This is a genomic window from Apibacter sp. HY039, from assembly GCF_004023655.1.
GTDB classification, from domain to species: domain Bacteria; phylum Bacteroidota; class Bacteroidia; order Flavobacteriales; family Weeksellaceae; genus Apibacter; species Apibacter raozihei.
Genome location: NZ_SAYM01000002.1, coordinates 384,310 through 406,942, shown reverse-complemented (window position 1 = coordinate 406,942; position 22,633 = coordinate 384,310). Strand labels below are relative to the sequence as shown.

General features: G+C 31.3%; 20 protein-coding genes. 10 read left to right on the top strand and 10 right to left on the bottom strand.

Annotated features, from left to right (window positions below; genetic code table 11):
- Positions 1 to 36: 36 nt before the first annotated feature.
- From EQ921_RS05800 to EQ921_RS05790, 3 genes are read left to right on the top strand one after another with little or no spacing between them, the layout of a single operon-like run.
- Positions 37 to 525 carry a GNAT family N-acetyltransferase gene (locus EQ921_RS05800; RefSeq protein ID WP_128330943.1) on the top strand — a complete coding sequence of 163 codons (489 nt, stop codon included), beginning with the start codon at positions 37 to 39 and terminating at the stop codon, positions 523 to 525.
- Positions 526 to 530: 5 nt separating this feature from the next.
- Positions 531 to 1,031 carry an endonuclease V gene (locus EQ921_RS05795; RefSeq protein ID WP_128330942.1) on the top strand — a complete coding sequence of 167 codons (501 nt, stop codon included), beginning with the start codon at positions 531 to 533 and terminating at the stop codon, positions 1,029 to 1,031.
- Between the two features lie 32 nt (positions 1,032 to 1,063).
- Complete coding sequence (locus EQ921_RS05790) at positions 1,064 to 1,357, top strand: Dabb family protein (RefSeq protein WP_128330941.1); 294 nt, start codon at positions 1,064 to 1,066, stop codon at positions 1,355 to 1,357.
- A gap of 47 nt (positions 1,358 to 1,404) precedes the next feature.
- On the opposite strand, the gene EQ921_RS05785 is transcribed toward EQ921_RS05790, so the two are convergent.
- Positions 1,405 to 2,238 carry a TerC family protein gene (locus EQ921_RS05785; protein ID WP_128153241.1) on the bottom strand — a complete coding sequence of 278 codons (834 nt, stop codon included), beginning with the start codon at positions 2,236 to 2,238 and terminating at the stop codon, positions 1,405 to 1,407.
- A 73-nt stretch (positions 2,239 to 2,311) separates the two neighbouring features.
- Here EQ921_RS05785 and EQ921_RS05780 point away from each other — a divergent pair, with 73 nt between their 5' ends.
- Together EQ921_RS05780 and EQ921_RS05775 are read left to right on the top strand one after the other, a co-directional pair.
- The gene (locus EQ921_RS05780) at positions 2,312 to 3,193 is read left to right on the top strand and encodes a DMT family transporter (RefSeq protein WP_128330940.1); all 882 of its coding nucleotides are present in this window, start codon (positions 2,312 to 2,314) and stop codon (positions 3,191 to 3,193) included.
- Positions 3,194 to 3,247: 54 nt separating this feature from the next.
- Positions 3,248 to 3,847, top strand: a complete 600-nt coding sequence (locus tag EQ921_RS05775) for a CDP-alcohol phosphatidyltransferase family protein (RefSeq protein WP_128330939.1) — start codon at positions 3,248 to 3,250, stop codon at positions 3,845 to 3,847.
- On the opposite strand, the gene EQ921_RS05770 is transcribed toward EQ921_RS05775, so the two are convergent.
- Positions 3,844 to 4,368 (bottom strand): methylated-DNA--[protein]-cysteine S-methyltransferase, encoded by a 525-nt coding sequence (locus EQ921_RS05770; protein ID WP_128330938.1) that lies wholly within the window; start codon positions 4,366 to 4,368, stop codon positions 3,844 to 3,846. The two genes, EQ921_RS05775 and EQ921_RS05770, sit on opposite strands and share 4 nt — an antisense overlap.
- 212 nt (positions 4,369 to 4,580) lie before the next feature.
- Here EQ921_RS05770 and EQ921_RS05765 point away from each other — a divergent pair, with 212 nt between their 5' ends.
- Positions 4,581 to 5,570, top strand: coding sequence for an FUSC family protein (locus tag EQ921_RS05765; protein WP_164875594.1), 990 nt, complete (start codon positions 4,581 to 4,583; stop codon positions 5,568 to 5,570).
- A 408-nt stretch (positions 5,571 to 5,978) separates the two neighbouring features.
- Here EQ921_RS05765 and EQ921_RS05760 read toward each other — a convergent pair whose 3' ends face one another.
- The 3 genes from EQ921_RS05760 to EQ921_RS05750 all read right to left on the bottom strand — a co-directional run bounded on the left by EQ921_RS05760 (position 5,979) and on the right by EQ921_RS05750 (position 9,300).
- Positions 5,979 to 7,808: a hypothetical protein gene (locus EQ921_RS05760; RefSeq protein WP_128153236.1), complete on the bottom strand. Its 1,830-nt coding sequence runs from the start codon at positions 7,806 to 7,808 to the stop codon at positions 5,979 to 5,981.
- 343 nt (positions 7,809 to 8,151) lie between these two features.
- Complete coding sequence (locus tag EQ921_RS05755; protein ID WP_128330936.1) at positions 8,152 to 8,790, bottom strand: hypothetical protein; 639 nt, start codon at positions 8,788 to 8,790, stop codon at positions 8,152 to 8,154.
- Positions 8,791 to 8,964: 174 nt separating this feature from the next.
- On the bottom strand, positions 8,965 to 9,300 hold the full coding sequence (locus tag EQ921_RS05750; RefSeq protein WP_128153234.1) for a helix-turn-helix domain-containing protein: 336 nt from the start codon (positions 9,298 to 9,300) through the stop codon (positions 8,965 to 8,967).
- A 208-nt stretch (positions 9,301 to 9,508) separates the two neighbouring features.
- Here EQ921_RS05750 and EQ921_RS05745 point away from each other — a divergent pair, with 208 nt between their 5' ends.
- Together EQ921_RS05745 and EQ921_RS05740 are read left to right on the top strand one after the other, a co-directional pair.
- On the top strand, positions 9,509 to 10,156 hold the full coding sequence (locus EQ921_RS05745) for an NADPH-dependent F420 reductase (protein ID WP_128330935.1): 648 nt from the start codon (positions 9,509 to 9,511) through the stop codon (positions 10,154 to 10,156).
- A gap of 138 nt (positions 10,157 to 10,294) precedes the next feature.
- Complete coding sequence (locus tag EQ921_RS05740) at positions 10,295 to 10,873, top strand: family 16 glycoside hydrolase (protein WP_221410475.1); 579 nt, start codon at positions 10,295 to 10,297, stop codon at positions 10,871 to 10,873.
- 169 nt (positions 10,874 to 11,042) lie between these two features.
- On the opposite strand, the gene EQ921_RS05735 is transcribed toward EQ921_RS05740, so the two are convergent.
- Both EQ921_RS05735 and dnaE read right to left on the bottom strand, forming a co-directional pair.
- Positions 11,043 to 11,705 (bottom strand): hypothetical protein, encoded by a 663-nt coding sequence (locus EQ921_RS05735; protein WP_128330934.1) that lies wholly within the window; start codon positions 11,703 to 11,705, stop codon positions 11,043 to 11,045.
- Positions 11,706 to 11,716: 11 nt separating this feature from the next.
- Positions 11,717 to 16,087: a DNA polymerase III subunit alpha gene (dnaE, locus tag EQ921_RS05730; RefSeq protein ID WP_128330933.1), complete on the bottom strand. Its 4,371-nt coding sequence runs from the start codon at positions 16,085 to 16,087 to the stop codon at positions 11,717 to 11,719.
- Positions 16,088 to 16,379: 292 nt separating this feature from the next.
- On the opposite strand from dnaE, the gene EQ921_RS05725 reads away from it, so the two are divergent.
- Positions 16,380 to 17,783 (top strand): cation:dicarboxylate symporter family transporter, encoded by a 1,404-nt coding sequence (locus EQ921_RS05725; protein ID WP_128330932.1) that lies wholly within the window; start codon positions 16,380 to 16,382, stop codon positions 17,781 to 17,783.
- A gap of 43 nt (positions 17,784 to 17,826) precedes the next feature.
- Here the strand turns inward: EQ921_RS05725 and EQ921_RS05720 are convergent, their stop codons facing one another.
- The 3 genes from EQ921_RS05720 to glsA are packed head-to-tail and all read right to left on the bottom strand — an operon-like array spanning position 17,827 to position 21,878.
- Complete coding sequence (locus tag EQ921_RS05720; protein ID WP_164875593.1) at positions 17,827 to 19,176, bottom strand: ankyrin repeat domain-containing protein; 1,350 nt, start codon at positions 19,174 to 19,176, stop codon at positions 17,827 to 17,829.
- Positions 19,177 to 19,194: 18 nt separating this feature from the next.
- Positions 19,195 to 20,817 carry an ankyrin repeat domain-containing protein gene (locus tag EQ921_RS05715; RefSeq protein WP_128330930.1) on the bottom strand — a complete coding sequence of 541 codons (1,623 nt, stop codon included), beginning with the start codon at positions 20,815 to 20,817 and terminating at the stop codon, positions 19,195 to 19,197.
- A 44-nt stretch (positions 20,818 to 20,861) separates the two neighbouring features.
- On the bottom strand, positions 20,862 to 21,878 hold the full coding sequence (gene glsA, locus EQ921_RS05710) for a glutaminase A (protein ID WP_128153227.1): 1,017 nt from the start codon (positions 21,876 to 21,878) through the stop codon (positions 20,862 to 20,864).
- Between the two features lie 372 nt (positions 21,879 to 22,250).
- On the opposite strand from glsA, the gene EQ921_RS05705 reads away from it, so the two are divergent.
- Complete coding sequence (locus tag EQ921_RS05705; protein ID WP_128153226.1) at positions 22,251 to 22,541, top strand: hypothetical protein; 291 nt, start codon at positions 22,251 to 22,253, stop codon at positions 22,539 to 22,541.
- Positions 22,542 to 22,633: the final 92 nt, after the last annotated feature.

The following is a 22,633-nucleotide window of genomic DNA, read 5'->3' as shown; positions in this document are numbered from 1 at the left end:
TCTTTACTATGCTATTAATCTGGATAAACAAAATATATGATACGAAAAGTTCGTATGTCGGATGCTAAAAGAATAGCTGAGATATATAATTACTATATTGAAGAAACAATCATAACTTTTGAAGAAGAAAAAGTGAGTGAAAAGGATATAGCTTACAGAATTGAAAAAATTCTGAAAAAGAATTATCCCTATCTGATCTATGAAGAAAATAATGATGTTATAGGTTATGCTTATGTTAATAACTGGAGAGAACGTTCCGCTTATGACATAACATTAGAGACCAGCCTGTATTTAGATCATCATATTACAGGAAAGGGCAGGGGGAATTTGTTGTTGGAAGAACTGATTGAGGAGTCTAAAAAAATAAATGTTCATTCTCTCATTGGTGTCATTTCTTTACCTAATGAACCCAGCAGGAAAATTCATAAACGATTCGGATTTGAACTGGTAGGGAATTTCAGAGAATCAGGTAAAAAATTTAACCGCTTGATTGATGTTGAATTCTGGCAGCTTATCTTGAGATAATAAATATGGTTTTAGCTATAGATGTATATTATTATGAAGATGCAACAGCCAAATCGGTAGGAGTATTATTCAATTGGGAAGATGAGCATCCTAGGAAAATTATTATTGAAAATGTTAAGGATGTTGAAGAGTATATTCCCGGGCAATTTTATAAAAGAGAGTTACCCTGTATACTTGCCATTTTGAACAAAGTGGATACAAAACAACTGGAAGCTATAATCGTAGATGGTCATATTTATGTAGATAATAATAAAGAATATGGGTTAGGGGGATACCTTTGGAAGCATTTAAACGGAGAAATTCCGGTGATAGGCGTAGCAAAAAAAGATTTTTTTGCCAATAAAGAAACTACTTTTGCATTAGTAAGGGGAGAGAGTAAAAATCCTTTATATATTTCTTCTGTAGGAATGGAAAGAGAAAAGGCTATAGAACTGATAAAAAATATGAAAGGAAAATTCCGTAATCCTACTATATTAAAAGAATTAGATCAGATAACTAAAAGATAAAAAAAGAGTATTAAAAATTAAAATCAATTAAGATGATACAACATATTGTTATGTGGAAGCTTAAGGAAGCTGATAAAAAAGAAAATGCACAAAGGATTAAGAAAGATCTGGAAGCCTTGAAAGATGTGATTAGTGAATTGGAATTTATTCAGGTAAGTTTTAATATGGATATTGCGCCTCAAAATAATTTTGATGTAATTTTGAATTCCCAATTTAAAAGTTTTGAAGATCTGGATATCTATGCAAAGCACCCGGAGCATGTTAAGGTTGTAGAGTTTATAAAGTCAGTAGTAGAGCAGAGGGTTGCTATAGATTATGAAATATGATTACGAACAGGTAAAATAAAAAAGGAGGTTATAACCTCCTTTTTTTATTATTTTTTATTATTCACAATTTCTGAATCGTGTAAATGTACCGGTTTACTTTTTTTCTTCCCCATTTTTAAATTTATAAATTCAACAAAAAGAGAGAAAGCTATAGCAAAATACAAATAACCTTTGGGAATAGCTCCTACCTCGCTGTCAAATATTCTCAGATGAGAAAGATGAGAAGCTTCAGTAATCAGCATTACACCAATGAGTATAAGGAAAGAAAGTCCCAATATCTGTATGGTGGGATGATTATTTACAAATTTGCTGACTGGTTCTGCAAATATCAACATAACCATTACAGCGAAAACAACAGCTGTAACCATTATAGACATAGCTCCGGCATACCCGAATTCCTTGAAGCTGACTAATCCAATAGCTGTAAGTACACTATCAAAAGAAAAAACAATATCCAGGGCTACTATCTGAACAATAGCAGAGGTAAAATTACTTTTAGCTTTTGAACCTGAATTAGCTTCATCCTCACCTTCCAGCTTATGATGAATTTCAGTAACACTTTTGTACAATAAAAATAATCCTCCAACAAAAACTATGATACTTTGTCCCGAGATACTACCATCGATCCAGGAGATATCAAAAGTAAAAATAGGTTTTGTCAATTTTAAAACAAGAGATATTCCGAATAGCAAGGCTATACGAAAAACCATGGCTAGTAAAAGTCCAACTCTTCGGGCTTTGGGTTGTTGTTCTTTAGGTAATTTGGAAGTAACAATAGAGAGAAAAACAATATTATCAATTCCAAGAACAATCTCAAGAAAAGCTAAAGTAATAAGCGCAATCCAAGCGCTGGGTTGTAAAAAAACTTCAATAAATTCCACTAATATAATTTTTTAACAAATGTAAATAAAAGCTCGTTATCTTTGTAATCGATTTTTAGCTAAATATTTGTTAATGAAAATACCCGCTTTAGCTCAATTACACCTTATCGTTTTCATGTGGGGATTTACAGGTGTAATGGGGAAATTAATTACTATAGGTGCCATTCCTTTGGTTTGGTGCAGATTATTAATAGCATCAATACTTTTGTTTGCTTATTTACGGTTTTTAACAAAAGAAAGCTTTTCAATTAATAAAAAGCTATTTCTTCAACTAATAGGTTGTGGAATTATTATAGGAACTCATTGGGTTTTATTTTATGGATCAATTAAAATATCCAACATATCAATAGCTACATCAACACTGTCAACCGGAACTTTATTTGTGGCTCTTTTAGAACCTTTATTTTTTAAGAGAAAAATCAGAATATCTGAAATTCTTCTTTCTATTGTAATCGTAATATGCATAGTATTAATATTTAATACCGAAATGTCCTATTGGAAAGGCATCATAATGGGAATTGCCTGTGCTTTTTTATCCGCCTTGTTTTCTGCCATTAATGGAGTAATGTACCATAAGGGAAGTTCAACCGTAATAACATTTTACGAAATGATAGGAGGTTTTCTGATTTTAACCCTGTTTATGTGCCTGAGTAATAGTTGGGATTCAGTTATTTCTATTCAGCCTATGGATATTTTATGGCTTGTAATTCTGGGAGGATTATTAACCAGCTTTCCACTGGTTATGACCATGAGGTTAATGAAACATATTACGCCTTTTACATTAATGTTGTCAGTTAATCTGGAACCCGTTTATGCTATATTAATAGCTTTTATTGTTTGGAAAGATTCTGAAAGGATGAGCCCTACCTTTTATATTGCCACGGCAATTATGATATTGGCTATTTGTATTAACGGGTATTTAAAAACTAAAAACAAAAAAAAGACTATTGTTTAACATAGAATAGAAACGATTTTTACAATTGAAATCGGTTGGATAAATAATTTTAATATGTATCGTATTCCCATAACGCTTATTTTTTTCAGAATATTGTTAATACCCATTGTTATTTCCATGTCTTATCTGGGAGGTAATTCAATAAGAATATTTATCGTAATACTTATGTATTTAGGATTATTATCTGATATATTTGATGGAATTATTGCACGGCGGTTAGGAATAGCTACTGAAAAGTTAAGAAGATTGGATAGTTTAGTAGATCTTTTTTTCTGGCTATCTATAGGAATATCATCATGGATAATCAGCCCGGAAATAATTAAGAATAACAGCGTACCAATTATTTTCCTGTTTATTTTGGAAATAATATGCTATTTAGTAAGTTTTCTTCGTTTTAAAAAAGAAGCAAGTACTCACTCTTATACTGCCAAATTGTGGGGTTTAAGTTTAGTAGTAGCATTTACCTCGATTATAGGGTTTAATTACGGAGGATTTTTTATGGATATCTCAATTTTAATAGGATACATATCTTACGCAGACGTTATTTTAATCCTTTTAATACTTCCTCATTGGGCCCACGACATACCTAGTTTTTATCACGCATATTTAGTCAGAAAAAACATACTGTTTAAAAAAAATCATTGGTTTAATTAAAACAAGGAGGTCTGTAAGGCAGGACTTTCATGGGCTAACAGTTGTTTTTTTATAGGCAAACCTCCGGCGTAACCTACCAGTTCCCGATTAGAACCTATGATTCTATGGCAGGGTATTATAATGGATATAGCATTTGCTCCGTTAGCAGAAGCTATAGCACGAATACCCTTTTCATTTTTCATTTTTTTAGCAAGACCCAGGTAGGTTTCTGTTTTACCATATGCTACTTCGTTGAGTTCTTCCCAAACCGACTTTTGAAAATCGGTGCCACATAATAAAAGGGGTAGTTCAAAAGATGTTCTTTCTTTATTACTGTACTCTACGAGCTGTTGTATAGTTGCTTCTATAATTAGAGAACTATCTTCTTTATACTCAGCTTTCAAAAATTTTTTAATCCGTAAATCAATAGATTCCCGTCTTTTTCTATATCTCCAATCGCATAAACATAATTGATTATTAAAAGATCCTATAATTAGTTCTCCGAAAGAACTATTAAAATGTTGTATATTAATAATATTCATAAGTTCATATAAACATTTAAAGAAATGTAATAAGTAAAATTACCATTTATATAAATATTAATTGATTAAAAATGCAAAAAGATTTTCTTCTATTAGTATTTTTGTTTCTTATTAAAAGATAACTGATTTTTCGATATGTTAAGATGATACTAAATTTCATTAATAAAATAAAGAAAGTCCTGACTTTAAGTGAAGAGACAAAAAAGGATCTTATGATAGCTTTATACTCTCTACCTGGAATTATAATTATTTATGCAGTTGGGCTTTATTTTGATTCTATAATATACACTAGTATTGCAGCAGGAGGTGCGGTTACAGCAGGATACGGAGCAAACAAGAAAATTCTGAAATACCCTTTAGCCCCTATGTTCATAGCAGTTATAGGTATGAGTATATGTGCCTGGATAGGTTCTCTTACAGGGCATTTTTTTCCTTTATATATTTTAGGAAGTATGATGTTTGCCAGTTTGTGTGCTTTGGTTGCTTTAATAGATCAAAATGCGTGGTGGATAGTTATACAATGGGCGATAGCATTCTTTGTAGCCGGTTATTATGCAGGGGATATGCATGCAGCAACGCAAAGAGCTTTTTTTATATTAATAGGCGGTTTGTTACAATGTCTGTGTATCATTTTTCTTTTACGTAAATTATCATTTCATAGAAATATAATGAAGCCTAAAAATATATTAAGAATTTTAAAAAACATACATCAAAATATAGACAAAAAAATACGATTCAGTGCGGCGGCGGTTTACGCATTTTTAACTGTTTTTTTATGCTTTGTTTTTATTTATCTTTTTAAAGTTGAATATTATTACTGGGCAACCATGACTGCTGTATTAATTTTAAAACCAGACTTTGTCAATACCTTTCAGCGTGTAAAAAACAGATTGATCGGGACATTTGCCGGAATTATGATTGCAACGGGTTTGGTCTTAATTGATTCTTCAAAATACGTAATGGCTGCTGAAATAATCATTTCATTATATTTGTGTTATGCCATGGCTAATCAGTCTTATGCAATATTAACAACTTTTATAACAATTTCAGCTGTTTTAATGTTTGCTATTAATGGGACTCCTGAGAACCTGGTAGCTGTAAACCGGATACTGGCAACAGCTATAGGGGGAATATCTGCATTATTGGTAATGACCCTAAGTCTTTTTTATATGAAGATTTCCGGAATAATTAATAAAAGTTGATTATATTATTCAATCTCCATAGCAAATATCTGTTTTAATTATTGAGAAACATGCATCTATGATAAATATTAAATATACTTACATATTGCTGCATTAAATTTTTTAGACCTTGAACCATGCGAGTTATCGTATAGATAGAAACTATTCTTTATTAATCGATTATAACTATACCTTGTATTTTTGTTTTCTAAGATAGATTGTATCGTTATTGGAAATTCAGAATGTGATTTTCAAATAAGAATTTATAATATTTTTATTACATATATCACAATATTTTCAAAAAACGGCAATTTTAATTTTCTTTTAATATTGTAAATAAGAACTTATCTAGTCTTTTATGATAGGTTAATAAAAACAAAATTCCATAAAAATTATGGAATTTTATATATGATTATTTTGTAGTAAAGATTAGCTTACCAATTGCTTTTGAAAAGAAAATTTAACGCTTTGTAATACTTTGTTAATTTCATTTTCAATGCTTTTAAGCTCAGATACAAACTCGCTTTTGCTTTCTTCTTTAGTTAAAATTGAATTTACTTTAGACTGATAATATTCCACTGCATTTTGCATATTCTGACAAAATACTTCGTAATAGTTAGCAATTTTCTTATCTGTATAATCAACAACTTCAGAAAACTGTTCTTTTAAATACTTGACATAAATGTGTAATTCTTTAATGAACATATGCGGTCTATATCCGGGTTTTAAAATATTTGTACGCCCGTAAATATGATCAACCATTTCTTTAAGTGAAACAATTTTGTCAAAATAAGCAATATTTGGTCCGGGACATATAGTAACACCCAGTATTTCTTTAGTAACGGGAGATAGATCATATTTGCGCAGAGCAGCATTACTTAAACCAGCACACAAACATTCTTTAGTAAGAACCGCTGCAATTTTTTTACGACGTTCTTCCTGAGTTATATCCATTTTACTTATTTGCTTGATTTTTTGTCGGATATAAGATACCGAAGCCGTACAAATAGGTCTTTTGGTAAATTCAGTATCCGATTTAAGAAGTTTTTCAGTACAAGGACTTCCTGGTTTTCCTCCTTCAGCCAAACTGTATTTTTCTTTTTCACCGGAAATATTTTTAAGATAATTAAATGGAACTCCCAAAGGAGAGTTTTTACTTAAATATATATCCTTTTCAGTGGATCGGGATAATGCTTCCAATGTTTCATCGTCAATGCTTACAGCCTCTGGAACCAGTAGAAACGGACTACCCCATCCGGTAGCATCTACCTTATAATAATTATGCAACAGTTCGTTCTCTTCATGGGTACCAATACCTCCCTGAACTGTAATTCTAACTTCCGGTGCTGTTTCCGGTACAAATTTTTCTTTTAAAGACAAGGCTTTGCTGTAAATGGAAAATAATTCTTCGGTAAGTGAAACTCGTTTCTCTTTAAATTCTTCCAGTATAGGCCCCAGCATGTACCCTTGGCTTGCAAATGCATGTCCACCACAATTTAAACCTGATTCGATTCTGAATTCAGAAACCCATAATCCTTTTTTTGCAAGGTATTTACCCTGAATCATAGCTGATCGGTAATCACTGACTTTAATGATTATCTTTTTGGTGAAATTACCGTTTTTCATATCTGTGAATGCAGACAGGTTTTCAAGATAATTGAATAAACGGGGATTCATTCCTGCCGAAAATATGACAGATGAATTTTCCAGATTACTTTCAGAATATCCTTTTAAAGCTGTAATTGCATCTGAACCGTCCTCAACAACAGATCCGTCTCTCAAGTATTGATTATTGTCAACTTTTGTCATGATATTAACATCAATACTTCCTGCTTGAATTTGTTCTTTAAGTTCCTGCTGAAGTTTCTTTTTTTCATAACTGTCATGAATATCCTTCATTTTTTTATACAGTTTCTTCAAAAAATTATCTTCCGGTAGCATTTCAAAATAAAGAATTAAATCAGAACCAGGCTCAAAAGATGAGTTTTTCAATTTATCAATTTGATTTTGTACCATTTGGTTCAACAGATTTAAATAATCTGTAATACGTTTGGAACGGTAATCCGGATCCGATGTTTCTATAGGGTGGTAAGTATTATTATTTTTTTTATAATAATATTCCCTCATGCGTTCTATAAGATTGTCCTGAACAATAGATATTACAGAAGATATACCAAATCTGGCAACCTTTACCGGAGTATCTATTGTATATGAAATTCCCATAACCGGAATGTGAAATGTATGAAAATTTTTATTCATTTATATAAGCGTGTGTTGTGTTGATTAATTTAATAGTTGATAAAATTGCTAGATTTAAGTAGGTTTTGTTTGATTTAATATATAGCATTCCAAATTCCTTATTATACATCTTATTTGAGCTAGTAAGTAAGGAATTCATGATGAGATAAAATATTTAACTTTTATTATTGACTAAGTATTATTAACAGTGAAAAATTTAAATCTTTAAATAAAATTTAACTCAAAATTAATTCATATTTGCCTAATTGAATGTTAAACATAAGATAAAACTTATATTATTTGCAAAAAGTTTAATGTATATTAAATTTTTCACTAATCTTGAGTAGGTGGCTTTATATGCAAATTATTTATTTTGATAGCTATAAACACTTTCTGTTCCGTTTTTCAGGAAATCAACAACTGTTGAAGATTTTAAAGCGGGTACTTCATATTTTTTAGTTTCCTGAACCAGCAATTGCCCATCATGAGTAATACCTATTCTTTTATTGCTTATTAAACAGCCGTTTGAAATTTTAGATAGATCAATACAGTTTTTTTCTCGTGGAAAAACAAAAAATCCATTTTTATATTTTCCTGTAGCATTAAATGTTTTTACTGTTTGATTCCCTTTTTTTAACTCAAAGAAAACAGTATTTCCTTCAAATAAAACATTGACCCAGTCATTGTCATTCCAGTTACTGGTCAGTGAGTCTTTTTTTAACCCTCTAACATATCTTTCTATATCTTTTATATTCTTAATTGTTGGAATGTCACTTTGTAAAAATTTATAAATACCATGTTTATTTGAATTTCCGGTAAGAATTGTCGAACTTCCGTTTGAATCATATTCACGAGATGCAAAAATTTTATAGCCTCCGGAATATTGATGAGAATTTTGACTGGAAATTTTTTTTACATTTCCACTGGTAAAACTTTCAGTAAAGTTTGAAGCACAACTGGTTAATGTAAAAAGTAATACGGATAAAAATAATAGTTTGTTCATGAATAGATTTTTTAGTTAAAACGAAATTAAATAATTTAAATTGTATTTTTTTCAAAACAGTCGGTATCAGGTTATGGAGGTTCAAAGAAATGCCTTACATATTACTAAAATAGTATAAAAATTTCTTACGTAATATTTACAAATATTAAACTAGTTGCCTTAAGGATATTATTATTAACTGTTTACCTCATTAAAATGTGTTGAAGCCCAATCAATAAGCATTTGTATAGCAGGGAGTAAACTTTTACCGGTTTCGGTTAATGAATACTCAACTTTTGGAGGAATTTCCGGATAAGATTTTCTATTTACAAGATTATATTCTTCAAGATTCTTGAGCGTATGAGTCAGCATTTTTTGAGAAATATCAGGAATTTTTTTATTGATTTCCCCATACCGAAGTTTACTTTCTGAAGACAATACCGATAATACTAATAAAGACCATTTATCGCTAAACCGGCTTAATACATTTCTGACCGGGCAAGTCGGATATTCTAAATTCAGGGTTTTCATATTTTTTTTAACAAATATACAATAACTCTCTAATTGAAAGTAACATTCTTTTATTAAGGTATGAATAAAAGTTAAAAATTTGTTAAAATAAATTTTTTAAGTGTTTGATTATCAATAATTCTAACTATAGGTGTTCGTTAGTAACCTACTTGTATATAAATAGATTCAAGAGTAGTTTTGCTTCAGAAATCAATAAAAATAAAAAAAAATGAAAATAGCAATTATCGGAACAGGAAATGTAGCTCAGGCATTAGTAAAAGGACTAATTTCTGAAAATTATGAAATTAAAATTGGTACTCGAAACGTAAATAAAGAAAACGGAAATATAGATATACTTAAAAACATTAATTCAAGTATAGATATAACAACGTATGATAACGCAGTAGAATTTGCAGATATTATTATTTTATCAGTTCCGGGAGCCAGTTTAGTAGAAGTAATTGAAACCATAGGGATTTCTAAATTTAAAGAAAAAATACTTTGGGACATAACTAATGCATTGTCTGGTGAAGCTCCTGTAAATGGGGTAATAAAGCTTATTACTAATTCTGAGGAATCAATAGCTGAAAAAGTTCAGAAACTGCTTCCTGACACTTACGTTGTAAAAGCCATGAATACCGTAGGTGCCCATTTAATGTACAAACCCAAACTTAGTGAACAGGGAACCGTATTTATTTCAGGGAATGATGAAAACTCTAAAAAAAATGTAGCTGAAATAGTAATAAAGTTTGGCTGGAATTTTTATGATTCTGGTAAAATAGAATCATCAAGAGCTTTAGAATATATGGGACAGTTTTATATTGCTCAGGGAATTTTTTCAGACAATTGGAACAGTACTTTCAAATACATACAATAATTAAATATAAAAGTTCAAATCATTTTAAAATTAAAACCAGTGAAAAGTATAAAATGTTATCTGATAAGTAGTTTGTTTTTAATAACATTCAATCTCTACTCACAAGTCACAGAAGAAAAAAATTATAAAATTACGGCTGTGAATACTTTTGTTTCGGAAGAAAATATGACAGATGAAAAAATAGTGAGAATTGTTAAAGATTCTAAAATAAAAGAAGTAGATGAAGCAACCTTTGGTCTTTTAAATGATGTCAACTTTAAAAATGGAACTATAGAGGTAAAGGTTTTGAGCAAGCTTTTGGATGATGCTCCTGAGTATTCAAGAGGATTTATTGGAATAGCTTTTAGAATAGCTAAGGATTATTCACAATTTGAATGCATTTATATTCGCCCCACCAATGGCAGAGCAGATGACCAGATACGCAGGAATCATAGCATACAATACTTTGCCTATCCGGATTACAAATATCAGCGTTTAAGAAATGAGTCTCCTGAAAAGTATGAATCGTATGCTGATATGGGGCTTAATGAATGGATTCAGTTACGAATTGAAGTAAAAGGAGATAAAGCAAAATTATATATCAATAACCAGGAAGAACCTTCGCTTATTGTAAAAGATTTGAAACTAGGTAATAAACAAGAAGGAGGCATAGGTTTTTTTGTGGATATTGGAACTGAAGGGTTTTTTAAAGATTGGAAAATAACTGAAGAAAAATAAAAGGTTGAATTCCGGTGTTATAATTTTGTAATACCGGAATCAATTATATCAAAAACAAAAAATTACGAAAAAAAATAATTCGATATATCTAATCTGTAAAATATAGGTTGAGTTAAGAAATAATTTTAATTAATAATTTATTAGGAATGTGTTATATTAAATATTAAACTTATAATAAAGAAAAAATTCTTAATATAGTACATAGTGAAAATGAAAATATACCCAATATAAAAATAAGCTTTCCTTGATTTCTGTCTTTTACAGAATACGCATAAACTTTATCTCCATCGGGCAGTGTTTTTTTATGAGAAAATAAAAACCAACCGATGAATATACCTAAAAGACCGCCTAAAATGGAGCAAGCAAATCCGCATATAATCCAGACTTTCTGACTTTCCTCAGGTTGAGCTAAATCTTTAATTCTTTGTTTATTTATTATTTTTATAACTTCCGGATTAATTTCTTTGTCTCTTTCTTTTAAAATTTTTTGAGCCAAAAGATAATCAAATTTGTTCCATTCATCAGGCTTTGTTACAATTTCAACAAGTTCTTCATCCGTAAAATTAAAAAGATAGTAGTCCTTTTCAACTAGTTCAAGTTGATCAGAATAATATTTTATCAGCAAATCATCTACTTTTTCAAAATCGTTTTTCATTAATTTAATTCTGAACTCTTTATTTAGTTCACTAAAAGAAAATGAAGGATCAAAGGATGGAGACATATCTTCTATATCAAAATCAATTTCATGTTCCTTTAAAAAATGTGAAAAATCATCAAGACTGTCTATATCTGTAAAAGTTTGATAAGTAACATAAGATTTTTGGGTATTCATAGGCAATAAAATTAATTTAATCTGAAATCCAGGAAGAGTTCATCTTTAATCGTATCTAAAACTTCTTTGGTTATGTTTACACGTTTGTTCATAGAAGCGGTTTCTAAAAACAAATTATTTTTTTTATCAAGAATTTCAAAATGAATATCTTTCGAACCTGCGTTTTCATCACAAACTTTATTTAATGTAGCAAGCGTATTTTCATCTAAATCCTCTAGATTAATTTTAATAGTTAATTTCTTAGCATGTTTTCCTATTATATCACTTAATTCTTCAATAGAAATAACATTTATATAAACAAAGCCGTTATCACGAATAACGCCAACCATAATTTTTACTAAAACAAACAAGTTAGGAATCAAATATTTTTGAAGATCCAAATAATTTTTTTTAAGTTTTAAAGAAATAGTACCCGTCTTATCCTCTACATCAAAAAATGCAATTCTTGTTCTGCCATCATTAATATCTTTATGCTCAAAACGGCTGATCATTCCGGCAATATAAATTTCCTTATTAATATATTTTTCCTTATTTTCATTAACTTCAGATATATCCATGGGCTTTACCAAAGCAATTTCATATTTATAATTATCCATGGGATGAGCGGAAATATAGATTCCCACAACTTCTTTTTCCTTTCCAAGTTTATACATGGTACTCCATTCCTCAGTAGTTGGAATTAAAGGTTTCATAACATCAAAACCTCCGTCGCCCAAATCACCAAATAAAGAATTTTGAGCAGAATTTTTATTGTCCTGATAGGCGGTTCCATAGCGTACAAGTTTTTCTATAGTTGAAGAGCCGTTTTCCTCAGCAAAAAACTGGGCACGGTTAGAATTTCCTAATTCATCGAATGCTCCGGCCAGCACTAAATTTTCCAGTACTTTTTTATTTATGTTTTTTAAATCTGCCCTTTCAAAAAATTCAAATAAATTCGTATATTTTCCATTCGTTACTCTTTCTTTAACGATAGCCTCCACAGCATTTTCACCAATACCTTTAATTGCACCCATTCCAAAACGAATAGCTCCCTTTTCATTAACGGTGAATTCATAATCACTTTCATTCACATCAGGTCCCAGCACTTCAAGCCCCATATTTTTACATTCTTCCATAAAAAAAGTAAGAGTAGTCAGGTTATTCAAGTTATTACTTAGCAAGGCAGCCATAAATTCAGCCGGATAATGAGCTTTTAAATAAGCGGTCTGAAAAGCAATAAAGGCATAGCAGGTTGAATGGGATTTGTTGAAAGCATATTGAGCAAAAGCTTTCCAGTCTTCCCATATTTTCTTTAATTTTTCTTCAGGATGTCCTCGCTCAATAGCCCCGTCCAGAAAACGGGCTTCCATTTTATTTAAGACATCTATTTGTTTTTTACCCATAGCCTTACGAAGCACATCGGCATCACCTTTACTAAATCCGGCTAATTTTTGAGACAAGAGCATTACCTGTTCCTGATACACAGTTATACCATAAGTATCTGCCAGATATTCTTCCATATCAGGAAGATCATATGTTATTTCCTCCTTACCATGCTTACGATTAATAAAGTTGGGAATATATTGGAGGGGGCCCGGCCTGTACAAAGCATTCATGGCGATAAGATCCTCAAATTTATCGGGTTGCAAGGCTTTTAAATGCTTTTGCATCCCAGGCGATTCGTATTGGAATATACCGACTGTATTTCCGTTTTTAAAAATTTCATATGTTGTCTCATCATCCAGAGGAAAATCATCCGGATTGAGAGTTTCTCCTGTTCTTTTTCGTATGATTTCTATGGTATCTCCGATAATGGTTAAGGTTCTAAGCCCCAAAAAGTCCATTTTGAGCAGCCCCGCACTTTCTACCACCGAGTTATCGAATTGAGAAACCAATAGAGAGGAATCTTTGGCTACTGATACGGGTATAAGATTGGTTATATCTTCCGGAGTAATAATGACTCCACAGGCATGTACTCCAGTATTTCTTAAACTTCCTTCCAATTGAAAGGCATTCTGAATTACTTTTCCCTCCAAATCATCTGATTTAAATTTTTGTTTAAGCTGTAATACCGGTTCGGCTTCTTCTTTACCGAAATCTTTTTGCAGATCGGCTTCAGTTCTGTTTTTAAGCTTAGTAAGATTAAGATTGGGCGGAAGATTTTTGGACAATCGATCCGTATCGCTTAATGGAAGTTCCAGCACTCTTCCAGCATCACGTATGGCAGACCTTCCTGCGAGCGTTCCGTAAGTAATTATTTGAGCTACCTGATTTTCACCATATTTATCTACAACCCATTGAATGATACGTTCACGACCTCTATCGTCAAAGTCGATATCAATATCAGGAAGCGATACCCGGTCAGGATTAAGAAACCTTTCAAAAAGTAAATCATATTTTATCGGATCTATATTAGTAATACCAATGCAGTAGGCAACAGCTGAACCTGCTGCAGAACCACGTCCGGGACCGACTGCTACTCCCATTTTACGAGCTTGTGAGGTAAAATCCTGCACGATAAGAAAATACCCGGGATACCCTGTTTTAGCAATAATTTCAAGTTCAAACTGCAATCTCTCTCGAGTTTCTTCAGGAAGAGTATCTCCATATCTTTTTTTAGCACCCACCCAGGTTAAATGAGCAAGGTATGCATTTTCACCGCGTTTTCCTCCATCAATATCATCTTGAGGATCTTTAAATTCATCAGGAATATCGAATTTGGGTAACAGCACTTCACGAGCCAGCTGATAAGGTTCAAATTTTTTTATAAAATCCTCAAAGTTTTCAATGGCTTCCGGAATGTCGGAAAATAACAAAGCCATCTCTTTTTGAGATTTGAAGTTGTATTCATTATTAGGTAATCCATATCGTTTTCCAAAACCTCTTCCTATAGGAGTCGATTGTTTTTCACCGTCTTTAATGCAAAGGAGAATATCCTGAGTTTCTGCTTCTTCCTTATTAATATAAAAAGTATCGTTTTGGGCAAGAACCTTAACTCCGTACTTTTCCGCAAAGCGTAGTAAAACTTTATTTAAGTGTTCTTCTTCATCCAGGTGATGTCTTAGAAGTTCTACATAAAAATCTTCACCAAACAAATTTTGCCAGTAAACAAAGGCTTCTTCAGCTTGTTTTTCACCAACATTCAGAATAAGACTTGGTATTTCGGAAGATAAACCTCCTGTGGTAGCTATAAGGTTTTCTTTATATTGTTCAATCAGTTCTTTACCTATTCTCGGATATCCTGCATATAAGCCGACTTTATATCCGAAGGTGGAAAGTTTGGATAGATTTTTAAATCCTGCATGGTTTTTTGCCAGCAATATCTGAGAATATCTTCTATCCGGATTGTCTTTAGTAAATTTATTCTGAAGATAATTTTCTGAAATATAAAGTTCACATCCCACAATAGGAATAATTTCTTTTTTTACAGGTTCGTTAAGCTCACCGGCTTCCACTTTTTTATTATGTTCCTTAATAGAGCTGTTAACTTTTTTTATTTCATTTAGAAAAGCAAAAGCTCCCATTAAGTTACCGGAATCCGTCACTCCTAAAGCAGGCATCTTATACTCCAATGTTTTTTTAATTAAATCGGAATGCTTGCTGGTAGAGGTAAGAATTGAATATACCGAATGATTGTGAAAATGAAAAAAATGGGAAAAATCAATTTCATCAATTGATTTTTTAACTTGTGATTGCTTTTCTTTTAATTTTTGATTAAAATCATTGACCTGCTGTCTAACAATAATATCAAATGCTTTAAACGGAGAAGGATGGTTTTCAATAAAACGATTTAGCTCTTCTTCCGTAAAAAATAATTTTTTGGCAGATACCTGTCGTAGCCGAACCAATTCCCAAAATGCCTGGGCTGTGGCATTTACATCAGCTGCCGCATTATGGGCTTCATCAAAACCATAACCAAATAAACGTTCATAAAGTTCCGAAAGTTTAGGGTATTTAAAGCCTCCTCCAGGTCCACCGGGAATAGCGCAATAGCTGGTTCCTTCCTGTGCTGTATCAATAAGATTTAATTCAGCTATGTTATTTTCTAATGATTTTCGATAGAATTCAGCTCCAACAATGGGTATATCAAAACTGATGTTTTGTCCGACTAAAATCGGATTTTCTGCCAATACCTGGTTAAATTGATCAAGTACGGTTTTAAGATCATGCCCTTCAGCTAATGCTTTTTCAGTACTTATACCGTGAATTTTTTGTGCATTAAAGGGTATGTCATAACCTTCCGGCTTTATTATAAAGTCATAGTTTTCTACTAAATCCCCATTTTCATCATGTAATTGCCAGGCAATTTGTACCATTCGGGGCCAGTTGTCAGAATCGGAAACAGGAGCATTGGCATTGGCCGGTAAACCTGTGGTTTCAGTGTCAAAAACTAAAAATTTCATATACTACAAAGTTAGTATATTTTAACTATTCTCAAATAATCAATTCATAAGTAATGGTTTAAGTTATTGTAAATGAGTATTTTAATTAAATTAAAAATATATTAAACTTACATTTATAACTAAAACTTATAGCCTGTTCGTATTACTTCTATAAAAGATAAAGTTTTAGGCTTAATTTTTGTTTTATAAAATGTTATTTACATGCTGAAAAAGCGTGTAAATCATAGATTCTTTTCACATTAAATTGCCACTTAAGCAAATCAAGCATAAATTTTTAAGAGATAAATAAGATATGGATACTAAAATTTTCACAGGAAATTTTTTTGAAAATTATTTGAGTTTGACCCACTATCAGACGTTATTTGCTATTGCAGCATTGTTAATAAGTTTTTATATTATAAAAAAACTTCAGGATAAAAAAGTAAGCTTTTCATTACGAATGTTTGCCGGTTTAGGTATGGGCATAGTTCTGGGGTTAGGAATTCAGTGTTTAACGGGGTTTCAGAAAGAACCTTTAATATGGATGCAGGAAACAGCAACTTGGTATGGATTATTCGGAAGAATATTTATATCGTTCATACGTATGTTGGTAATACCGCTGGTATTTGTTTCAATTGTTAAAGTAATTATCGATTTTTCTGGTCAGAAGGATCTACCTAAAATAGCATTCAGAGGAATATTCTGGTTGCTTTTTACTACAGGAATAGCTTGTATAATAGGTATTTTATTAGGAAATATTTTTTCACTAGGCTATACTCATAACACTTTGCCTATTGAGTTAAAAGGAAGAGAAATGACAAATCTGGTAGATACCTTTGTAAATTTGGTACCTAGCAATATTGTATCAGCTATGAATACTGAAAATATTATTGGTCTGGTCATATTTTCTGCTTTAATTGGTTTAGGAGCGAATAGAATGGAGAAAAAAAATCCTGAAGCTATCGGTTTATTTAAAAAGTTAATAGAAGGACTTTATAAAATAGTTATGTCAGTAACCATGACTATTATAAAATATATGCCATATGCAGTCATTGCATTGCTTTCAAAGACAATTATATCTAATGGTATTCCTGCAATCATGGAAGTCTCCGGCTTTGTCTTATCTGTTTATATAGCAGCAATTCTTATGCTTTTGATACATGTTTTGTTAGTTTCCTTACATGGTATTTCACCATTGCTGTTTGTAAAAAAATCGGTGGAGGTGTGGTTGATGGGATTTACCAGTAGATCTTCAGTAGGAACTTTACCACTAACAATAGCTACTTTAACAGAACGTATGGGAGTAAGCAGTGGAACGGCTAACCTAATAGGTTCTTTAGGAAGTACGATGGGAATGAATGGGTGTGCAGGTTTCTTTCCTGCTTTGATAGCTATCATGGTAGCTCACATGATCGGTATACCTATGGATGCCCAGTTTTACATAATGCTTGTTATTGTAGTTGTTATAGGCTCCATTGGAGTGGCCGGTATTCCGGGAACAGCAACAATAGCAGCTACAATTGTACTTTCCGGTATGGGACTAGGTGAATATTTTCCTTTAATAGGAATGGTATTAGCCATAGATCCTATTATAGACATGCCTCGTACGATGGCTAATGTGTCCGGTTCTTTAACTTCTGCTGTCATAGTTGATAAAGAAACAGGAAATATGAATATGAATATATTTAACGATCCGGATGTCATTTTGAAAGACTAAATAAAAACTCTCTTTTAAAACTTAAAAGAGAGTTTATAAAAATTTATAATTGATTTAGCAATTCTTTTTTCTTTAAATTAAATTCTTCCTCGGTTATAAGCTCTTCTTCAAAGAGTTCTTTTAATTCTTTTAGTTTAGTTTTAATATCTTCTTTTGATAAAGAATTTTGACTAGAAAAATTGGTCTGAATTTCAGCAGTTGATTTTAGATTCTCAGATTTTGAATCCATGCCGGTAGTACCTAAGATAATTGAAACAATTTCGTTATATCCTTTAATGTTAGCATAATCAATAGGTTTCTGTTCTCTTACATTGGATAGATTTGCGTTTGCACCATGATCAATCAATAGTTTAACTAAATCTTTCTTACCATTTGCAGCAGCATAATGTAATGGAGTATTTTCGGATTCGTCTTGAACATTTACATTTGCTCCGTTTTTAATTAAAAGTTCAGCCATATATAAATGTCCGTTTTTAACTGATATATGTAAAAGACTTTCTCCTCCGCTGGTGTAACTGCTGTTAAGGTGATAGAGGCTTTCAGAAGATATATCTTGAGCAGATTCAATAAAATCCAGATAACTTCCTAATATAATATCTCCCTGAGAAGGTGTTTGATAATTGACATCTAATCCTTTTTGAATAAAAAGCTGTACAATTTGTTTCTGATTATATGCACATGCGTAGTAAATAGGAGAAATACCTTCTGTATTTGTTTGAAAAATATCAGCATCCTTTTCTAAAAAATATTTAGTCAGCATAGCGTTATTAGTCATACAAGCCAGCAATAAAGGGCTGGTTCCGTTAGAATTCGGTGTATCAATAGATAATCCGTTCTCAACTAATTGTTTTATAATAGGTAAATTACCATCCTGCAAGGCTAAATGAAGTAGATTGTTTCCGTTTTTTGTGGTAACATGAATATCAGCCCCCTGTTCAATATAGTAATCCATTAAAGGTTTCTTTTTATAAAGTATTGATAACATCAAAGGCGTTTCTCCAAGATTGTTAATGCTTTCTATATCCATTCCTTTTGCAATAAACAACTCACATAGGGGCTTTTGACCATTTCTGGTAGAAATATGAAGTAGATTATTTCCCTGATAATCTTTAATTTCCATAGCAGCATTATGCTCTAGCAAAAGTTTAATCGTTTGGGTTTGATTTTGTAAAGCCGCAAAAAATAAGGGAGTTTCCCCATTATGGTCTTCATAATTGATATCTGCTCCCTTTTCAATAAGTTTCTTACAAATTTCAACAAAACCGTGATGAGCTGCATAATGCAGACTTGTCCGTCCCTGTTCATCCGTATAGTTTACATCAGAACCTTCTTGTTCAATAAGTAATTCTGCTATTTTGCGATTTCCTTGTTCGCAGGCTATAATAAAAGACATTGACATATACGTAGGTTTTTAATTTAATAATAATTTTACGGTTTTTTCTTTTAAATTATCAGTTACAGCCAAATCCAAGGCTGTTTTATCTTCATTATTACGAATAGAAGCATCAGCTCCTTTTTCTATAAGAAACTTGGCTTTTTTATAAACCTGAACAGCATCTTCAGCCTGAAAATTAATATTATAGCCACAAACCTGATGAAGTAAGGTATTTCCATTATCATCGGTTTCATTAATATCTCCGTAAAAGTGATTCATAACAATTTCAAATACAGCAAAAGGTTTTTTTACAGCTTCTTTTAAAGGTGTAGTAGGTTCTCCGTAATACATGCAAGAAATGGAAAGATCAGCTCCCTGTTCCAGTAGTTTTTCAAGGCATTTTAGCTCAGTATTGCTGGAATATTCATCTAATTTTTTAATATAGTTGAATAAAAAAGAGGTTTCGTCTTTGTTTAAATCTTCAAAATCAGGTGTATCATATTCACATAAAAGATCATATAAATCCCGATTCATAAGGTCCATCAAAGCTATATAAAACAGAGAGTTTCCCTGTTTATTTTTATGTTGAGGATCTGCACCATTTTCAAGAAGTGTTTTAACAACTTCAGCATTGTTACTTAAAGCCAACTCTAATGGAGTTACACCGCCTTTATTTTTATGATTAGGATCTAATCCATGATTTAGTAAAAAAGATATATAGTTTTCTGGTAATAAATAATGTAAAAGAGAATTGTCTGAAGCATCATAAATTGAAACGGAGCATCCTTTTTGAATTAATAATTCCAGTGCGTCAATAGGTAAAGGCAACTTTTTAGTAATAGCCCATTTAAATAAAGAGGTAACATTCGTATTTTCATCAATATTTTTGATATGATCACAAAATCGATCTATAAATTGTATAATATCAGGTTCTGTTATCAGAATCAGGTCAGATTCATTTTTTGGAAAAGGTACTGGCTTAGGGAAAGAAAGTCCTTTAAATACAGTTTCAACAAAACTACCTTCTAGTTTATCAATTTCAGATAAGTCCATTTCCTCCAGATTGGCATTGATAATATCAAAAATAATTGAAAAATATTTTCCACGCGCCAGATCATTAACTAAATTCTGTTGATCGAACTTGCCTAATTCTTTGTATTCCTGAGGAGAATTTAAAATTTTGTTTTTAATAACTAAGTAATTTCCTTTCTGATGAGCTTCTTTAAGTGTGAGATCTTTTGTTAAATCTTCTACGGTTTGATTGTAATGGTTTGATATTTTGTTCCAGTTATCAGGAGTTAACCCGTATTTAGTCAAAATTTCATTTTGATTTTCATCATTCAGTTTCATAAATATTTCCTGAAAAGTATTAAAGTCAGGAATTGTTAATTCACTATTCAAATCAGCATTTGCATTTTGAACCATTTCAGCAAATTTACCCTGTTTGGGGTTAGATAAATATCCGGCATATTGAATTGCTTTAGTAGGATCCTGAGTAATAATCGCACTAAGGTTTTGTGTCCATTCCGAATTAATATTTTCCCATGATTCAGAAGAAATTCCTAAAACAGTAAATACCTCTTCTTTAGACATTCCTACTGAAATATTTCCACATGCACATGCCCAGTTTTCAAATGAGACACCATTAATTTCTTTCATAGTTATCGTTTAAATTAAATATAGGTTTTTAAGGATTATAAAATTTAGAAAATACTTAAATTTAATTCTTTGCTAAGTTTCTCCATGATGTAAACTCCAGGTGCAGAATTACCTTGTTCATCTAAAGAAGGATTGAATGTACCAATTCCGTATTTTCCTGGAACTACAGCCATAATTCCTCCTCCAACACCGGATTTGGAAGGTAAACCAACTTTTCGGGAGTACTCTCCGCTGTAATCATACATTCCGCCGTTTAGCATAACAGAATTAATTAACTTGCTCATATCAGGGTTATAATAAGTTTTGTCCCCGTCAAAACGTGTACAGTTATGAGCAAAAAAATATCCGATTTTAGCTAAATCTTCTGCATCAACTTCAATAGAGCACTGTCTGAAGTAATTATTTAGACTTTCTTCATCTACAGCATCGAAAAGACCATAGTTTTTTAATAAATAAAACATTCCTCGGTTTCTGTTTCCGGTTTCTTTTTCAGAAAGATACACAGCCTGATTAATATTGATAGATTCATTTTTAGTTATGTATCTTACCATTTTTAAGATTTTTTGGTAGGCTTCATCTCCTGTACCGCTAATTGATGATGTGGTAACTATTGCACCTGCATTCATCATAGGATTCAATGGCTTTTTTTTAGACTGAAGCTCAGAAAAGGAGTTGAAAGCAGCATCTGTTCCGTAATATCCCATTCTTTCAAAGATATACGATTCTCCTCTCTCTTTAGTAGCTATCATTAAAGCTACCACTTTGGAAATACTTTGCATGGTGAATTTACTTTTAGTATCACCTTTTGTATATAATTTTCCTGATTGATCCATAAAAGCAACACCTACTAGGTTTTTATTGGCTTTACTTAATTCCGGAATATAATCAGCAACCTGACCCTGAGGGATGAAAGCCTTGCTTTCTTGCCATACATTGGTCAATAGCAAATCTAGATTTTGTAAGGTTTTGCTGTTTTCATGGAAATGCTCTTTATGATTTTGTGAAGCACAAAAATTTGATAAAGAGATAGTAAACGCAATAAAATAAAATAATTTCCTCATAATTTTTATAATCTTTATTTAGGGCGATAAATTAATAAAAATATTTTAATCATACTATATAAAGTATGTTAAAACTGATAAAAAAATATAGGTTTACAATCAATATTGAAAAGAAACTAAAAAAAGAATGTGGTGAAACCATAGTTTCAGTATAAAAATAACTTATTTAAAGTTGCTTTTATAGATACTAAAAGAATAATTTATTTACATTATAACAATAAAGTATTTATGTAATTGAATGTATAAATGTTATAGAGGTCATATGTTATAAAAAAAAGATCGAATATGAAAAATTGAAACAAAATATTATAGTAAGGCTTGATTTTTGTTTACAATTAATAAACAGAAAAACTTTAAAGAATATAAATAGTTATGGAAAACATAGTAGAAAGACTTCAGAAAGAAGCAGGATTAACAGAAGAACAAGCTTTAAAATCATTATCTATTGTAAAAGATTTTATGGATAAAGAAGGATTGGAAGTAGATTGGGAAAAATTTTTTAAAGGAAAATATAGTAGTTTTAAAGAGTCTATATCTTCGTTTTTTAGCAAAATATCTGATAAAGCCAGTGACTTTGGAGACAAGGTAGGCGATAAAGTTGAAGATATGACTACAGATGCTAAAAGAAAGATGCGCGATATTTCAAAAGGTAAAGAAGAATAACCTTTTAAATATATACATTTATTGAATTTTGAGGATGAATCTTACTATTAAGGTTCATCTTTTTTATATTAGGTATGTCTTTTCCTATTTTA

Bases quoted from the DNA above. Each gene is read 5' to 3' on its own strand.
- EQ921_RS05800 (WP_128330943.1), top strand. From the start codon at position 37: ATGATACGAAAAGTTCGTATGTCGGATGCTAAAAGAATAGCTGAGATA.
- EQ921_RS05795 (WP_128330942.1), top strand. From the start codon at position 531: ATGGTTTTAGCTATAGATGTATATTATTATGAAGATGCAACAGCCAAA.
- EQ921_RS05790 (WP_128330941.1), top strand. From the start codon at position 1,064: ATGATACAACATATTGTTATGTGGAAGCTTAAGGAAGCTGATAAAAAA.
- EQ921_RS05780 (WP_128330940.1), top strand. From the start codon at position 2,312: ATGAAAATACCCGCTTTAGCTCAATTACACCTTATCGTTTTCATGTGG.
- EQ921_RS05775 (WP_128330939.1), top strand. From the start codon at position 3,248: ATGTATCGTATTCCCATAACGCTTATTTTTTTCAGAATATTGTTAATA.
- EQ921_RS05770 (WP_128330938.1), bottom strand. From the start codon at position 4,368: ATGAATATTATTAATATACAACATTTTAATAGTTCTTTCGGAGAACTA.
- EQ921_RS05765 (WP_164875594.1), top strand. From the start codon at position 4,581: ATGATAGCTTTATACTCTCTACCTGGAATTATAATTATTTATGCAGTT.
- EQ921_RS05760 (WP_128153236.1), bottom strand. From the start codon at position 7,808: ATGAATAAAAATTTTCATACATTTCACATTCCGGTTATGGGAATTTCA.
- EQ921_RS05755 (WP_128330936.1), bottom strand. From the start codon at position 8,790: ATGAACAAACTATTATTTTTATCCGTATTACTTTTTACATTAACCAGT.
- EQ921_RS05750 (WP_128153234.1), bottom strand. From the start codon at position 9,300: ATGAAAACCCTGAATTTAGAATATCCGACTTGCCCGGTCAGAAATGTA.
- EQ921_RS05745 (WP_128330935.1), top strand. From the start codon at position 9,509: ATGAAAATAGCAATTATCGGAACAGGAAATGTAGCTCAGGCATTAGTA.
- EQ921_RS05735 (WP_128330934.1), bottom strand. From the start codon at position 11,705: ATGAATACCCAAAAATCTTATGTTACTTATCAAACTTTTACAGATATA.
- dnaE (WP_128330933.1), bottom strand. From the start codon at position 16,087: ATGAAATTTTTAGTTTTTGACACTGAAACCACAGGTTTACCGGCCAAT.
- EQ921_RS05725 (WP_128330932.1), top strand. From the start codon at position 16,380: ATGGATACTAAAATTTTCACAGGAAATTTTTTTGAAAATTATTTGAGT.
- EQ921_RS05720 (WP_164875593.1), bottom strand. From the start codon at position 19,176: ATGTCTTTTATTATAGCCTGCGAACAAGGAAATCGCAAAATAGCAGAA.
- EQ921_RS05715 (WP_128330930.1), bottom strand. From the start codon at position 20,817: ATGAAAGAAATTAATGGTGTCTCATTTGAAAACTGGGCATGTGCATGT.
- glsA (WP_128153227.1), bottom strand. From the start codon at position 21,878: ATGAGGAAATTATTTTATTTTATTGCGTTTACTATCTCTTTATCAAAT.
- EQ921_RS05705 (WP_128153226.1), top strand. From the start codon at position 22,251: ATGGAAAACATAGTAGAAAGACTTCAGAAAGAAGCAGGATTAACAGAA.